At 45.9% G+C, this 17,267-nt stretch carries 5 protein-coding genes; all 5 read right to left on the reverse strand.

Going from position 1 to position 17,267, the window contains the following annotated elements; translation table 11 throughout:
- The 5 genes from H9I35_RS06350 to H9I35_RS06370 are packed head-to-tail and all read right to left on the reverse strand — an operon-like array spanning window position 1 to window position 17,233.
- Complete coding sequence (locus tag H9I35_RS06350) at window positions 1-1,053, reverse strand: NADase-type glycan-binding domain-containing protein (RefSeq protein ID WP_187418600.1); 1,053 nt, start codon at window positions 1,051-1,053, stop codon at window positions 1-3.
- Window positions 1,050-10,022: a hypothetical protein gene (locus H9I35_RS06355; protein ID WP_187418601.1), complete on the reverse strand. Its 8,973-nt coding sequence runs from the start codon at window positions 10,020-10,022 to the stop codon at window positions 1,050-1,052. Before H9I35_RS06355 ends, H9I35_RS06350 begins: the two co-directional genes overlap by 4 nt.
- Window positions 10,015-12,936, reverse strand: coding sequence for an efflux RND transporter permease subunit (locus H9I35_RS06360; protein WP_187418602.1), 2,922 nt, complete (start codon window positions 12,934-12,936; stop codon window positions 10,015-10,017). Before H9I35_RS06360 ends, H9I35_RS06355 begins: the two co-directional genes overlap by 8 nt.
- On the reverse strand, window positions 12,933-15,959 hold the full coding sequence (locus tag H9I35_RS06365; protein WP_187418603.1) for an efflux RND transporter permease subunit: 3,027 nt from the start codon (window positions 15,957-15,959) through the stop codon (window positions 12,933-12,935). Before H9I35_RS06365 ends, H9I35_RS06360 begins: the two co-directional genes overlap by 4 nt.
- Window positions 15,956-17,233 carry an efflux RND transporter periplasmic adaptor subunit gene (locus tag H9I35_RS06370; RefSeq protein ID WP_187418604.1) on the reverse strand — a complete coding sequence of 426 codons (1,278 nt, stop codon included), beginning with the start codon at window positions 17,231-17,233 and terminating at the stop codon, window positions 15,956-15,958. Before H9I35_RS06370 ends, H9I35_RS06365 begins: the two co-directional genes overlap by 4 nt.
- Window positions 17,234-17,267: the final 34 nt, after the last annotated feature.

Consider the following 17,267-nt stretch of genomic DNA (forward strand, 5'->3'; position numbering starts at 1 on the left):
TTAACGAATATAATTTACTGTCTTATCACCTTTAAGTTCTTTAATCTTTTCCCAAATGCTGATATCTTTCAACTGCTTCAATAATAATGACTGTTGCTCTTCAAAACTCGGAATACTTGGGTCTTTAATAATTATCGATGAAAGACAAGTATCATCATACTTATCTCCCGGATATACATCTTTTATTATCATCCGTATAGAATTTGTTTTATGCGGCAATTTTATTACGGTGTATTTTACGCAATCTTCAAGTTCATATTCCTTCGAAAACCTTGGATTTTGAGACTCTATAAGAACTGTCTTTATTCTACTGTTTTCTTTAAAAAGATATTGTCGTCTAAAATCAACGAATCCATTTAGCACTTGAAGTTCATCGGTCTCATATTTGAATTCTATATCGAGATATTCTCCTATGCCATAACCGTCTACACCTTCAATCCATGGAGGAGTAATTGAATCATAAAAATAATTTATATAATCATCTCCAGTCTCAAAAAAAATTTTACTAATAACCCCTGTCGGCGTATAAACCGTATCATATTCTTTTAGAGATGAAGAAGCTTTTATAGTTTTTATATTATTATCGACCGATATAATCCTTCCCCAGCCTTCTCCCTCACTGCCTTTATAATCAGGATTATTTTTCCTAAATAAAAATTTCTTTTCATATTCTTTTTCTCGGGTATTTAATTTAGTCTTTGAAATCCTGCCGTTCCTATCAGATAAAATAATAACGCCTTTACCTTGCAATAAATACGCAGATCTTTCATATTCTTTACCAAGAAATTCCTTATAAGTTATAAAGAAATATCCTGAATCCATATCTTCCACTATACGCGTAATAAAGTTAGCAGGTTGTCCCGAATAGTATGAAATAATACTGTCGCTGGAATAATATGAACTAAATAAAATATCATCATATAGAATAAAAATATTCTGTTCTTGCGGTTTATCCGTTTGTAATGGATATAGAGGACTAAAATTAAAATTTTGAGGTACAATAAAAAACGAATAAAACATAAACAGATAAATAACTAAAATTTTCTTTTTCATGGTTTTATCCTTCCTTGCAGACGCATATTAAATTCATATCCGTTATAGATATTCCATTCTTTTTTATATTTATCAAATAAATTTTGCATATGATATGCACCGGAACCTTTTACTGCAGGATTCGACCATTTAGGGATTCCATCAATATAACCGGCTACAGTAGAATCGCTTAATGCTCCGAAACACCCCTCTGAACCTGCATTTTGTCCGAAAGAATGCATAAGCCATCTGGCTTCTCGCCACGTATCGTTAGGATTCGTTCTGCCATTTTTGTATATATATTTCCCATTTAAAGTAGCAGCGTCTGTTATAACTCCCACAGTATCTAATCCATACCCGTCATAATCAATCATATGCATCTTAAAATATTCTGAAATAATAGTGTTACCTTTGTATTCATCTTGATCAATTTTCTTTGTTAAATCTGAAGAGGCTTTATCCACAGTTGTCCATGCGCTGGTTAAATATTCGGAAAGTGTTTCCCCTGTAAATAAGTCCCTCTTCCAAATTTTAACCCGCGTATTATTTTTAACATCATAATCCTTACTTTCCTTTCCATTCTTCCATACATCAAATGCATCATCATCCCTGGTAAATATCATACCTGCCGTAAAGAACTGATACGTCCCGTCCTTGCGTCTGTTTACGCCGAGACTGTCATTCTCTCTTAATCCGGGTATTTTTAAGTTTCCTCCTACCCATCTGTTTTCTTCCGAATCCCATGAAACTCCTGCTTGTGACATAAGCTGTTGTCCAAGCAGTTTCTCTTTTTGTGTTTTAGTAAGACGGATGCTGTTCAATGAACCTGAACGCTGTATTCTTTTTATCTGTGCTTCATTTAATCCTATCTGTGTGAGAGTAGTATATTTATACAAATCCGCATCCAGATAATTTTTCCCTAACATTCTTTCCGCATTCTCTAAACCGAGAACACGTACCAACGCTTCCGTCCGTGATCCGGTAAAATCCGAGCCTTCTATTTTCATCGATGCAATCTGTTTTTTCGTTGCTTTCCCAACAACCTTACCGTCACCGTTTATCAAACTACCATTTTCGTCTATTATTAAACCGTTTTCATCTACATATTGGCGAGAGAAATAATTCGTTTTATCATCGGTAATAGAACCGTCAAGTTTAAAGAGCCAATAATCCCCGCTCGAGTCATACGCCGCATCCACATACGCCGCATATTGTTCGTACGCTTCCCTCTGCTTCGCCTCGTCTCCTCCGGCTCGCGCCATTGCAAACATATATCGATTGTAGTTTCCGATATCGCTTCGCAACTCGGTCATACGCGATAACACACCTTCCATCATAGCGCCGGCCATCCCGTCACTCGTCATCCGAAGCGCCATTTCCGTATGCTTGTAGACGGCCTGCAACGTCTCCGCTTGTTGTGCCGCGCTCGATTCCGTAACTCCGTCCCGATACGCTTCGTGCTGAAGCGTTATACCCATAGCAAGCGCGCTTTCAACCGTTCCATCCAACTTACTGCCGTTGACATATATTTTTCGTTTGCCGTCAAATATTGTTTTTGCGCGGCCTCCGTCCGTCACGGTACCCTCGTCCTTTATCAATTCGGCTCTGCCGTGCAGAATGTCATCCGCCTGCTGTCGCGCCATTTTATCTCCGAATCCGTATTGACTGCGAAGAGCCGTACCGGTGCCCGCTCCGTTTTTCCGTTCATACGCGTTTGTCCGCAGCGCAATGCCCGCCGCTTTCGTACCGCTTATCGTATTCGCTATTTCCGTAATACTGTAATTGCGTCCTGCCGCGCTTATTTCCGTACGTACGCCTTTATTACCGAAGGTCAACGCAAGCAATCCGCTCGATGCTCCGGCCAATTTCGTCTTTGCAAGAAAATTACTTGTATTCAATATATTTACAGTCGTTTCGCCGTTTATGCCGAGTTCCATCGCACTTCCGGTCAGATTGCCCAGCGTTCCGGCAAGCGTTTTTATTTGACCGATTTGTCCGCTGTTAAAACCGGCCGCTCTTGTATATCCGATTACCTTTCCCCCTTTCGCTATCGTATCTCCGAGCATCGCGGTTTCAAAACCGTTGGTGACGGCATTTCCGGCCATACCTATCGCCGTCCCCTTCCAATCATTCCAATCGTCCCATTGTTTGCCCATTTCGCTCCAGTTCCAATTCGTCGCGATGCCGCCCGTAACGAATTTTCCCGTAAGCTCTCCCGAAACGCTGATGCCGGTTTTCAGAGCAGCGCCCGCAAAGCCGCCCAAAATTCCGGCTCCCGCGGCACCGGCTCCTCCTGCCGCGCCGATCACGCTCGTAACCGCGCTCATCGCAAGGCTCTTGCCGATCTCGTCCGCAGTTTTATAGCCACCACTGAAATCAAGAGCGGCAAACAAAAGTTCGTTGCTCATCGTTATCGCGCTTGCAACCGCCGCCGAACACAAAGCCGCCACTACCGGTGCGGCAGTACCCCACGTACACACCGCGCTTACAATCGTCGCCGCGGCGGCTGCGGCAACCGTCGTCACCGTCCGTACGCTCGGCGGATCCATACCTAAAAAAGAATTCCCGCTCCACAGCTTTTGATCCCAATCGGGTTTCGCAAGTTCGTTCCAGCCGTAATTCTCTTCAATATCATTCCATAAAATATCCAGCATGACAAGGCCGATTTCGCCGGTACCCTGTGTTTCAATATTTGCATCCCGGCCTTTTTTAATATTGAGATCGCCGCCGCTTTTAAATACGGGCTTTTCTCCTCGATGCTTTTCAAACTCGCCGCCTTCACCGAAAACACGCTTATACCATGCCGAAAGATTTTCATGCGCCGCGGCCATAAGATAATCGGCAACGGCAGTATCGGCATTCAAAAGCGCTTTCGTATCTATACCGATGTCGGGGGCCGCACTTACATACCATTCGTACGGATGTACCGTCTGCACGACTTCCGTAACGCCCCAAAAATTCGAATCGATAACCGCACGCCGTTTAATAATTTTACCGCTCACCGTATATCCGGAATCGATTACGGTATCGAATACATAATCTTCAAGCTTTTGATTTTGCTCGTGAACCAGAGCGGCATATCGATCGCGGCTTTTTATAAGATTTTGTTCAGCTTGCTGCGCGGCTATGCGGACAGCCGTCTGCTGCAAATCTCGGTTTGTCGCAGCAAGCACTTCCGCCGCACGATATGCGATTTCGATATCGGACGATGGCTGACTGCAGCGAGAAGCGGCAAATGAAATCGATTCAATGCGCTTTTCCAAAACACCGCTGTGCGCTTCGAGCTTACCGATAAGCGTCTCCCCGAGCAGCGCTTCGATGTATTTTTTACCGTCGACAATCGTTTTCGGAAGCGTCTTCCGCACGGCGTTCCGCGCTTCGGCAAGTTTTTCCGCTCGTTTTTGTTCTCCCTCATCCTGACGCAGATCCGTTTCGGCTGCCGCATCGGAATACATTCCGTTTATCCATTCCTGTTTTTGCGATAAAAACGTATCGTAATTCGATTCCCACTCGCTTTGTGCGGCTTTATACGTTTGCACAAATTCGTGCCGCCACGTGTTGTACTGCACATTCATTCTTTCCTGCGCTTTTGCCCACTCGTCGCTTGCCAGAACGGCAATATCGTTAAGCTGTTCGAGTGCGTTTTTATATTCGGTCTTCGCCGCATCAGCATTTTTCGTCAATTCGATTTTATACGCATCGTAGCGCCATGCATTTTCCGTTCCGATTTTAACTTCGGCGAAACGGAGCAGCTCGTTTCCGATATACTCATCGTAAGTCTCCGCCGTACGTGAAAAATCATTTCGATTATTTTCACGATAATCGTTATAATAATTTCCGAGCGATTTAATAAAACCGATGCTGTCATACGTGCCCCTACCCCATGCCTTTTCGGCATATTCTGCGAACAGCCGTTTTTCTTCTTCCGTCACGGAAAATTTTTCCGCAGCCGACACCGCATATTTTTCAGCGGCTCTTTTGCGCGCTTCGGCACTCAATCGTGCGTCCGACGATTCCAAAGCGAGTTTCCGCAATTCGGCACGGGTCTCCTCGTCTATCGTTTTATTTTTTTCACCGTATGCATAATAGGCGGCCGAAGCTTTTTTTTGCGCTTCAAAAAGTTCTTTCCGTTTTTCGGCCAGCACAAGCGCGGCTTCGTCTTTTTTCGCTTTATACTCGTTTACCGTTTTATCGATAAAATCGAGGGCGTTCGAATAACTTGCGTTTTCATCCGCCTCATCGACAATTTCATCGAGGATCGTGGGGGAAACCGTATCGTTTCCGGCGAACATATCCCGCATTGTTTTTGCGGCCCGCTTGCCGTTTTGAGGCGCACCTTTATAAAGCGCGGCATAATCGGCCGAAGCGGCTTTTCGCGTATTTTCCGCTTCTTTCAGCATATTGAGCGCTTGGGCGATATTTTCGCGTTTTTTGATATTGACCGCCTCTGCACTTTTTTCATAGGAATAGCATTTTCCTACGACCGAATACGCATATTTTCCGGTTGCGTTGCGCATCGAAAAGATTCCCCAAAAAATCCATTTGAAACAAGTGTTTTGGCGCTCTATCCTATACATGGCGCTGCCGAGCCGTTCGAGGGAGCGCTCTTTTAAAATATTCGTTTCATATTCTTCGATCCCCGCACCGAGGATATTGCCGCTGTTCCTGAATAAAATACATTTCGCTATATCGCTTTCGCCTCCGGCTTTGACAACCGAATCGTATGCATCCCATAAAACTTCTTCACGATACTGCTTGTACATTCCGTATACATCGATTCCGTGTTCCGATCTGACATTCGGTATGGCAAAACGATGTTCGGAAGCGCTTTGCAAAATTTTTATTTTATTGCCGCATCGATACTGCAAATACATCGCGGCAAGAATCACGCTTTCGGCGTACCGATGCCCCCTGCTCCACAGCGATGAAAGCCATTGTACGGCTTCGCTCTCCGCGGCAGTCCGCTTAATCGTTCCTCTCGATACCGTTTCCACTGCCGCTTCGTCGCCGTCGGTAAAATATTTTTTTTGTTCGGCATCGTTGTCGACGCCCGCATAAGAAGTCGGATGAATATTGTATTCCGTCCACCTTCGGGTAACGGGAACCTCGACTTCTTCATAATCGCTTTCTTTAGGCTCTTCGTCACCGGATACGTAATGTTTAAGCTGCCTGCGTTTTTCAAAATGCGTTTCGCTTTTTTCTTCGGCAACGATACGATGAGAAAGCGCATAGTTCCATCCGCTTTCGTCTTTTGAAATATGTACGAGTTTTTCTTCATTCGTATAATCCGACGCCACGCTCACTGCCGAGCGGGCTTCGAGTTCGGCGGCTTCAGCATCGAAAAGCTTTTTTTCTTTTTCGCGGGAATCTTTATGGAGTTCATACTGAAGGACAAGGCGTTCATAATACGCGCGGTCGGCTTTTTTATACGCTTCGATTTCATCGTTTTCTGCAGGAAGATCCGCCGTCCCGCGTTTTTCCGCAATTATATTTTCCAACACACGAATCGAAAATGCCGCCCGCTCTTTTGCGTATGCCGCTTTTGAAAGCCGCTCTTTCGGAGTGATATAGCTTTCATGCGTATTGGTTCCGATATTTTCAAGATAGATGCTCGACGCCCAATCGTATACCGCTTGAGCACAGCGTTTGGCTGTCCGGAATTTTTCAAGCGCCGCATACGACGCATTGCATTCGTCAACCTTTTTTGCATATTCGGCTTCCGCGTATTTTACTTCCGAAAGCGCTTTTTCATACGATTCATTTGCGGCGACAACCGTACGCTGAGCGGCTGCCGTTTTTTCAAAACTTTCGGTGATGCGAACCGTCATATTGTCCGCACACGAAAGCGAAAAAAGCTCCGCATAGAGTTCGAGTTTTTTCGTCGAGTCCTCTTTTTGTTCAAAGGCACGTGTAAGCGTTCCGTATAACTCCGCCGCCGTTTTCTCTCCCTCCGTATAATCGGCTTGCAAAAAGAAATCCGCAGCAAAAGCGGCGGTATCCGCTTTCATCTGCAAATCGGCAGCATCGCTTTCGACAAGCACTTTCCGTATCCTTTCCTTTTCTTCAGCCGAAGTAAATACCGACGAATTCAAATATCCGTTTTTTAATAATTTTTCATTCCACGTGCCGCGCGTTTTTTTCGCATAACGTACGACGCTTTCCAAAAACTTGCTTTCAAAGATGAGCGTATGCAGTTCCGCTTTTTGCGCTTCATCGAGCGTATCGATATCGGCAATGTTTTCATACTGCGCAAGTTTTTCGCAATACTCCGTAAACTTCGCCGCTTCCGCTTTTCCGTCGGTACCCGAAAGATCCGCATATCTGTATGCTTCCGCATCCGAATACAGCTCCGTATATTCGGCAAGCGCTTGGCGCGCACCGTCGGAAAGTCCCGAAGAAAGGATGCTCAGCTCCTTTATATAATCGATAACTTTACCATACGATCCTTTTTCCGCTCGGGCGGGAGCTGCGGCATTTTTTCGAATCGCGTCGGCGACCGCGCTTTTTGCAGTTTTATAATCCTGCCGCTTTTCATCGGCATTTTCTCCTTCAATTTTTAATAAATCCTGTTTTTCAAGTTCCGAAAATTTCGCAAGATAATAATCTCGTGCCGCCTGAAGTACAGCGGTATTTTTTTCCAAATACGTATCCGCGAACAGTAAAATCATCCGCTCTATCATATCGCGCTTAGCTTCGGACTTTAGCGACATAAGCGAAGCGTTTTCTTTTTCCGCTTCGGAAAGAGCTTCTTTTGCAGCTTCCAGATTTTTATGCGCCGCCTCCAGCTTTTCCCGTGCGCGTTGTATATCGCCGTCGGAAAGCTTTTCACATAAAATTCGATACTCATTATATGCGGCTTTATATGCATTTTCCGCACCGTGCAGGCGCCGCTCCGTTTCGATCTTCGATTCGCGCGACGCATCCGTCACCGATGCATAATCGTCGACCGCTTTTGCAATTTCATATTCTTCTTCCGCCGCCCGCGCAATCGCTTTCAATTTCAACAATGCCGACTCCGCTTCTCCGTATCCGATCGTTTTTCCTTCCGTCAGAAAAAAAAGATTATCCATCGTTTTGTCGAGACGTATTTTATCGGAAAGCGCGATCCGGTACCGCTCCAAAAGCGCCGTACCCGCTTCGATTTCTTCCGCGAGCACGATAAAATTATTATTTTTAGATAAGGTTTTGTCGGTATTTTTTATTTTTTCCAAATACGATCGGAATTTCTGAGAAGCGTTGCCGCCCGCCGCTTTTGTCTTTTGAATCGCAAGCCATTTTTTTATATCGTCGATATACGCTTTCGTCCGTTCGTCGAGCGCCGATTCGTCGGCATCTTTGTAAAGGAGAAGTTCTTTTTCCAAATTTTTTACATTTTCCGACGCCATGAGAGCGCGAAACGTTTTTTCATTATTGCCGTATTGTTTGAGCGCTTCGATTTTATCGTAATACTCGAAAAACTCCTGTACTTTGAAATTGTCCAAAGAGCGTGTCTTATATTTTCTTAAAAAGATATCCGCTTTTTTTATAATATCTTTATTGTATTCTTTTGATTTCGTATAATCGATTTTATCAAAAGATCCTCCTTGTAAATCGTCGTTAATATTTTGCTGCAGGCTTTCGATTTTCGTTACATATTGCGCCATAACGCTGTCGTATTCCCGAACGAGCAGACGTATATACGAATCCTGCCAATCATATACATTTTTACGAAGACGCTTTGCGGTTTCGACATCGATTTTTATATTGTTTTTTCCGTTAATAATATTGTAGAGTACATCGGTTGCGTCTTCCGTTTTCCAATACGAATAAACGCCGTTATACTTCGTTCCCCACAGCGCGCCCCAATTTTTAATGCCGTCATGCGAAGAAGCGAGCATGTCGCGCATATTTTTATAAATCGACTCCTGCATCCGTATCGCGGCGTATCGATTCGACGCATTTTCTTCGAGCGCCGCACGATAATTTTCAAGCAGAGTATTTATCTCACTTTCATACTCTTTATTTTTTTCCGCGATTTCCCGTTCGAATTTCCGTATGCGCTCTTCAATACTTTTTTCCCATTCCGCCTTTTTGTCCGAAAGCGTCTTTTTCGCTTCTTCCCAAATTTTCTCACTTTCTTCGTAGGTTTGCTGTGCTTCGTTTTCCCACGTAAGGCGGTCTTTCAAAAATGCGCGTTCGGCATCTTCCCACTTTGCAAGCCCCTTGTTGAAAACTTCTTTAAATCGCGAAAGAAACGCATCCTTGTCGGCCGATTCCGCATCGGGCGCCGTTATCCTTTTTTCGAATGCGGCAAACAGTTCGTTCATATCCCGTTCGGTTTCACCGTACGTTTTTTTCGTCAAATCTTCCGCAATCGCAGCGGCAGCTTCTTTCGCTTTTTCCGCTTTAAGCGAATGTTCGTCTTTTATAAAACGGGAGATAAGGCGCTTCCCTTCAATCATCGAAAGCATTTCCGCTTCGCGCCGTACCGCTTCCGAAAAATTTCCGGTACCGTATCCGTCAAGATATTCATCGATGATTTTTCGGCTCTCTTCATTCCAATCGTCATAGAGCTTTGCCGTTTCGGTAAGCGTATATTCCGACAAATCTAAATTATTAATTTTTTCTTTAAGTCGGCGCGAAAGCTCGGAAGATATTTTCGCATCATGTGAACGCGTATAGCGAGCGCGGATCAGATCGGCATATCGCTTTGCAACCGTATTCTCATAATACTGTTTCGCTTCCGAACGCAATGCATTCCATTCGTCGGCATTTTGTTCTTTTAGAGCGAGCGTCATACGTTCCCATGCCGCAAGAGAAGCAAGCATCCCTTCTTCCGCAAGGCGCTTCCATTCGTTTTCGTCGCAGGTTTTTTCCGCTCGATTCAAATAATAGTCGATGCGGACTTTTCCGGCCGCAAGACCGGATGCGATTTCGTGCGCGGGAACAATACTCGCGCAGTAAACGAACATAAGCAGGGCAGCCGTCGCCCTTGTCATTTTTTCATTCATACATACCTCCTATAAAATTATCAAAAATCCGTGCAACGCAGCCCGGAAACAATACAAACGATACGAGCGTCGAATCGATAATTCCGAAAATAATAAAAAACGCGAGACATCGTGAAAAAGAATCTCCTCCGAACAGATACAGCGGGACGGCACCGACGATCGTCGTAAGCGAAGTAACCAAAATGCTGCGCGCTTTTTCACGTACGCAAAACACGATCCGACTTTTTTTCGATTCGGTTATGTAAATCCCGTTATTTACGGCAAGGCCGGACAGGACGACCATCCCCGTAATATCGCCGAGTTCAAGCGGCACTCCGGACACAAAACGGATTGCAAGAGGCAGCACGAGGGAAACGGGAATAACCGAAACGATGAGTGCCGACAATTCAAACCGCTCGTTCAACGCCGTAAGCAATATGAAAATCCCCGCGACACAAAGCACAAGCACTCCTGCCGCCGTCCTGTAATCCCTATTCAATTCGGCGACATCCCTTTCGAACGAAAAGCGATATCCTTTTTCGAGCGGCAAAACCGCAAGTCTTTCGGATACGAGAGATGCTGCCGTGCCGGTACTCACGCCGCTCAGTTCCGCAGTAAAATACGCACATCGTCTTCCGTCTTTTCTGTATATTTTATTAATTTTATCAACCGATTTTATCGAACCGAGGGAAGCGAATTTGATACTGCCCGATGAAAGCGGCAAGTGAATATTTTCGATTTGTGAGAGAGAAGCCTTTTGCAAATTTTTTCCCGCAATGCGGATATCGTATTCTTTGCCGTCTTGAAGCCACTTATCCGCAACGGGGCCGAACATAAGCCAGCGAAGATTCGACGCAACCGATTCGACCGTCAATCCGTTTTTAATAAGAAGCGTTTTATCGGGAACGAAGACGTATTCTTTTTCCGCTTTTTTAAAATTGAGTACGATCGAATCGACTTGCTTTAACGGCGCAAGTGCGGCGGCGGCTTTTTCGGCATACGCTCTGCACATCTCGGATTCGTCTCCGACGGCTGCAATTTTCAACCGCGCAAATTTTTTACGCGGCGTCTTTTTTCCTCCGGGCACATGGAAAAATCCGTCGGGGACAAAGCGCGAAAAGGATGCCGTATATTCGCGGATGCGAGCCGTATCTGCAGAACGTTTGCATCCGATTTCGATATCCGCAGAACCCCTCTTCGCTTCCGTACGGATGAACGAAACGCCCGTATTTTCTTTTAAATACGGGACGATCTTTCTTATGCTTTCATCTATATACCCCGCCCCGAGTTCCGGCTCGTAATCGACCGATGCAAATACGATATTGCCGCGCTCTTCCGACGAAAGATTTTTTCCGCTCATTAAAAATAAAAACGGAGGGATTGCGATACAGCATATATATGTTATACATACCACACGACGGTGCGAAACGCTTTTCTGTGCAGCGTAATACGAACCTCGCACATAGGCCGATTCGATTTTACGGTACGGAATAAGTTCCGGCAAAAATCGATTTTTTCCGTAAATGCAGCACGGAACGAAAACTTCCGTTATAATTATCGAAAGCGAAATCATTATACACATCGCCGCCGCAATATTTTTCGTACCCGGCACAACGGCATCGAAAAAGAAAAGAGGAACGACGGCAAGCAGCGTCGTGCATCCGGCAGCGGCAAGCGGCGCGTACGTTTTTCGGACTTTGTGTAAAAACTCATCTTTTGTCGAACTCGTTTCGGCAAGCTCGCTGATAATAAGAGCCGGATCGGAGATAAGACCGAGCGCGATCGATATACCCGCAATCGTATGGCAGTTCAGCGTAAAACCTAAAAGCTGCAGTATGCCCACCGTCCATACGCTGTCGGTAATTAATAATAATAAAATAAAAAGTCCGATAGAAATCGATTTATAAAAAAACGGAACAATAAGGACGACGCAGATAAAGCTCTGTAAAAATGCGCATGCAACCGATTTGATAAGTTCGAGCTGTTCGCGTCCGCTGTCGTATAAAATCGTATAATCGATATCATGCAAGTCGGCTGCCGAAAGAATTTTTCTGCAAGCCGAAGAAAGCGCGACGGCGTTTCCGTCCGATGCGCATTTTACATTCAGCGCAATGCATTCTCTCCCGTCAATGCGCACGATTCCGTCAGGCTCACGCGGCCGCATTCGTACTTCCGCGAGATAACCGAAATTCGAATAACCAGTACCCGCCCTTATCGGGAGCGCACGAAGTTCGTCGAGGGTTTTCAGCTTCGTGTCGAATACGATCGATTCGTTTTTTCTCGCGCTTTGTATCGTGCACGAGGGGCTCACCGTATTGCCGTCTCGGACGACCGTCGAAAAATCGGACGGATTTTGCAGCGAAGCCGATGCTTTTTCCGGATCGAACGATACAAGTACTTCGTTCTGCGCTCCGCCGCTTACAATCACTTCTGAAACACCGCGGACGCTTTCGATTTTTTTCTTCAATGCCGATTCGATCGCTTCTCTCGTACGCTCGTCTTTTTTTTCAAATGCGACGCATAAAACGCTCGCGGAATGCATGTCCGATGCATATATGCGCGGTTTTTGCACATCGCGCGGGAGAGATGCATACAAAGTGTCGACTCCGTTTCTGAGAGCAAGATAGGTATTTTTCGATGAAATATTTTTATTAAAATACGCCGTCGTCACCGATTTACCGTTTTCCGCCGAAGAGTCCAGTTCCAAAAGCCCCGAAAGCGGCAGTATTTTTTCTTCAAGCGGGATCGTCACGAGCTGCTCGATTTTATCGGCGTCCATTCCGTAATAATCGAATTCGACGGTGAACACGGTACTGCGCCGGTCATTCGATTCGCCGAGTTCGATTCGTATCGCGCATGCGATCAAGCACACCGTTACGGCCGCGAACACGAAAAATGCGAGCTTCGGACGGTTGTACCACGAGCGCTCGTTCACGGCTTTCTCCTCTTTTGTAAAACCGCAAGGAAAAGCGGCGGCATAACGGCGAGCACGACGACAAAAGACGCCGCAAGTCCTCCGATAACGGCAACGGCCATCGACGATTGTTGGTTTTTACGGAACGGGTCGAACGCAAACGGAATAACGGCACATATCGTCGTCAATGTCGTTATTAAAATCGAACGAAGTTTCGAAACGCTTGCCGCAATAACGCCGTCTTCCGTAATTTTTTTCAGCCGGATGATGCTTTCATATAGAATAATCGCGTTGTTGACCGCCGTTCCGAAAAGCACGACAAGAGCGATTATCCCGTTTATATTGAGCGAGCGGCGGCACAAAAAAAGCAAAAAGAACGCACCGGCAAAGGCCGGCGGTATCGAAGCGAACATAAGAAGCGGAACGACAAAGGATTCGAACTGTGCGCCCATAATGCAATAAAGCAAAAGAAATACGACGGCAAGCAATACTGCAGCACTTTTAAAAAGCTCTTTTATCCGCATATCCCGAAGCGGAATAAGGACGGCGGATTCGATACTCGGACGCTTTGCAGCGAAGCTGTTGATTCGTGCCGAGGCTTTAATACCCCGCTGCTCCGCGGCAGATCTGTCGATCAATTTTCCGCTTTTTACATTATTAATTTTTTTTGCATCTTTTCTGTTCCAACGGAACAAAGTTTTTTCATTCGTCCTGCGCTCGATCGTGCCGAGCACGGAAAGAGGCACGGCAAGTTTTCCGGAAACGACGCTTGTATACATGAGATCTTCAACTGCGGTATATGTCCCCGCGGCAAAGGATACGCGGATCGGTATCTTTCTCCCGTTTCGATAAAAGACGTTCGACGGTGCTCCTTCAAGCGCAGCATAGGCGGCGGAAGCGGTTTGAGAAGCGGAAACGGAAAACCTCGTGCATGCGTTTCGATCGGGAACAAAAACGGCTTCCGGCAAAATATCGCAAGGCACTACATCCCGCTCATCGAACAAAGCGAGCGCCCTTTCTCTGAGCGCTTCGGGAGAAGAATCCGTCATAATAAGCGGCGCGCCCTCGGATGCGATCGTCTCTTCAAGCAGATTGCGTCTGCTTTCGATCGTATAGGGCATATCGGTTTCCCGTAAAATTTTATTAAGGAGAGAAGCGGTTTTTTCGGGATGTTTTCCGCTGCACGTTATACGGAGCGTTTCCTTTTTCGCTCCGGGATCCGCAAGAAATTCGTAATCGTCTTTTTCGATTCCGCCCGATATGCACACCGTATCGACGGAAGCGTCCGCGGATAAGAGCCGGTATATCACTGCGGCATCGGAAAAAAGCGCGTCGAGTGAAGGAGAAGCGCCGTACCGTACGGTTGCCGAAACTGCGTTGCCCGACATGCTCGGCAGCAGTTCTTTTTTTAAGAACACGGCGCTCACTATGCCGACGCAAATACAGCCGGAAAGCAAAACGAAAAGAATATTCTTTTTTGCAAATACGGTTTTTAAGCAGCCGCCGTATATTTTTTCAAAATACGCGATACGATGATCAGGCCTGCATAATTTTATTAAAAATTTCGGATGAAATGCCGTCATCGCGGGAATATAGGTCATAGCGAGTACGAATGAAAACGCGATGGAAGCGATAACGGCTGCCGCCATATCCGAAAAAAGTTTTCCGAACAATCCCGGAAAAAAGAATAACGGAGAAAAAGCCGCAATCGTCGTTACCGCCGAGCCGGACGAAGAAAGAGCCGTTTCCGAAACGCCTTGAATAATCGCAATCGAAACATCGGATTTCGGCTGCCGCTTTATTTTTTCCGATATATTTTCCATAGCGACCGCGGCAGGATCGATTACCATACCGATGCCTATCGTAATACCCGAAACGGATAATACGTTTATCGTTTTGCCGCACAGAAAAAGAACAAATACGGAAAAAACAATCGAAAGCGGCATAACGCTTGCAGTCAAAAACGAAATACTCAGCGAGCGCAAAAATAAAAACAGCACGAGGGCGCTTATGGCCGCACCGACAATGGCAGATGCGCATAAATTTTTTATCGACGCCCTAAGTTCATCCGATAAATCGAAAACGACTTTCAACGTAAAATTTCCGCCGTAGAGTTTTTCAAGTTCCGAAATTTCTTTTATTAATTTTTTCGAAACCGAAAGCGGACTCGCATCGGCTTTTTTATAGATTTTTACACATAACGCTTCTCTGCCGTTATATATAAAAAAGCTCTGTTTTTTTTCGGTGCCGAAAACAGCCGTTCCGATGTCTTTTATTTTAAGCACGCCGCTGTCGCCGTAAAAAATAGGCGTATCGGCAATATCGTCAAGCGATGTGAATAAACCCGAAGTTCTGAAAAGCAGCTCTTTATTTCCGTCGCGCGCATTTCCCGACGGATATTCAAAATTGGACCGGGCTAAAATATCGGCCGCAGCTTGCAGCGACAGCGGGAGCGCTTCAAGTTTCGCTTTGTCGAGCCGCACTTGCACTTCGCTCTTCAGCCCGCCGGTAACGGAAACGGAAGCGACACCTTTGACGCGCTGAAGATGCGGACGTATATCCGAATCGACGATATGGCGGGCGTATTCCAAATCTCCGTCGTTCGGAAAAACGGCGAGCGTAAGCAGTTCGCGATGCACGGGATTGAAAACGGATGCAGTCGGTTTCGCACAGCCGTTCGGAAGCGCTTCGTAGCACCGATCGATAATTTCGCGGCATTCGGTAAGGGCAAGATCGGCATCGACATTCCAATGCAGTTCGACGATGACAAGCGAAAGTCCGTCGCGCGTTACCGATGAAATATTTTTTATCCCTTTGAGCGAAGCCGCAGCATCTTCCACGGGAAGCGTAACAAGAGACCGCATATCGTCCGCGTTCACTCCGGTAAAATCGGTCGCGATAAGCAAAAATCGTTCTCCCGTTTTCGGCATAAAATCGAACTGAATAAGGGCAAGGCTTATACAACAGCACAACGCCAATGCGAGATGAAGCATCAACACGGAGACGGGATGATATACCGAAAACGAAACGATCTTTTTTATCATAATTCTTTTACCGTTACCGCCTGTCCTTCGCGCAAAAACGGCGAAGGCTTATCGATAATAATTTCTCCGGCGGAAAGACCGCCGCCCGCCCACACAAAACCGTCGCGATGCGCTTTTATTAAAATATTTTTTTGCACCGCATATCCGTTTACAACCGAAAAAATTTTTCCGCTTTTTTCATCAGACATGAGCAATGCGCTCTCAGGTATGCACGGCATATCTTTTGCAGCCGAACGTTCGATTTCGCATCGCACAAACATACCCGGTTTGATTGTGCCGCTTTTATTATCGATTTCGGTTTTGATCGAAAAGTTTCCGCTTTGAGGATCCGCCGCCGGCGATATTTCGGAAATGACGGACTCGTAAGATTTTCCGAGCGACGGCAAAAAAAGCGAAACCCGCGTACCTTGCATAAAACCTACGGCATCCTGCTCCTGCACGGACAGCACCGCAAAAACGGAAGAGGTATCCATAAGCGTTGCGAGTTTTTCATTTTCTTTTATATATTCGCCGTTTTCGTAATAACGTGCGCCGACAATACCCGCCGCCGGAGCGCGTATCGTAAGCTCGTCGATAAGCTTTTGCACGGATGTAAGCTGCTGTCCTGCCGTCTTTACCTGTGCTTCGACCGATGCAAGTTCCGCTCCGCCCGATTTGGTATTGAGTGCGATAAGCTGTTTTTTCCGCACATCCGAATCGGAAGAAGGAACGATTCCCTCTTTTATCAAGTCTTCATCGCGAAAACCCAAAAGCAGCGCGTCGAGTTCTTTTTTCAAAATTGCGATTTCCGTTTCCATCGAGCGGACTTGAAGCTTCAAGTGTTCGAGCGAAGAGTCGGTAACGCCGCCGAGTTCGTGAAGCCGCGATTTATTCGAAAGCGTATTTTTCAACAATTCCGATTCGAGTTCTTTTTGCACTATGTTCATTTTCGATTTTTCTACGGCAAGGAGACGGCTTTCGGCTGCAAGCGTTTCTTCGCGAAGTTTCGCATATGCAAGTTTGAGAGCCGCGTTCGCCGCATCGAGCGCGCTCACGGATTGCTCTTTTTGCAATTCAAGCTGAACATTGCGAAGCTGTGCAAGTCTTTGCCCTTTTTCCACCGCATCGCCTTCTTTTACAAAAAACGATACGATCGTGCCGCCGACCATACACGTAACATCGGTTTTCGTTTTATATGAAATAGAACCGAAGCTTTTAAGCTCATCGTCGAGAGGCTTTTCATCCGCACGAACGACGTACACTTCCGCCGCAGCACCCGTATTTTCATTTTTCAAACCGGAAGGCGCGCACGAAAAACAAGATAGTATA

It is taken from the genome of Treponema sp. Marseille-Q4132, from assembly GCF_014334835.1.
Classification (GTDB): Bacteria; Spirochaetota; Spirochaetia; order Treponematales; family Treponemataceae; genus Treponema_D; species Treponema_D paredis.

Coding starts and splice junctions, on each gene's coding strand:
- H9I35_RS06350 (WP_187418600.1), bottom strand. CDS start 1,053: ATGAAAAAGAAAATTTTAGTTATTTATCTGTTTATGTTTTATTCGTTT.
- H9I35_RS06355 (WP_187418601.1), bottom strand. CDS start 10,022: ATGAATGAAAAAATGACAAGGGCGACGGCTGCCCTGCTTATGTTCGTT.
- H9I35_RS06365 (WP_187418603.1), bottom strand. CDS start 15,959: ATGATAAAAAAGATCGTTTCGTTTTCGGTATATCATCCCGTCTCCGTG.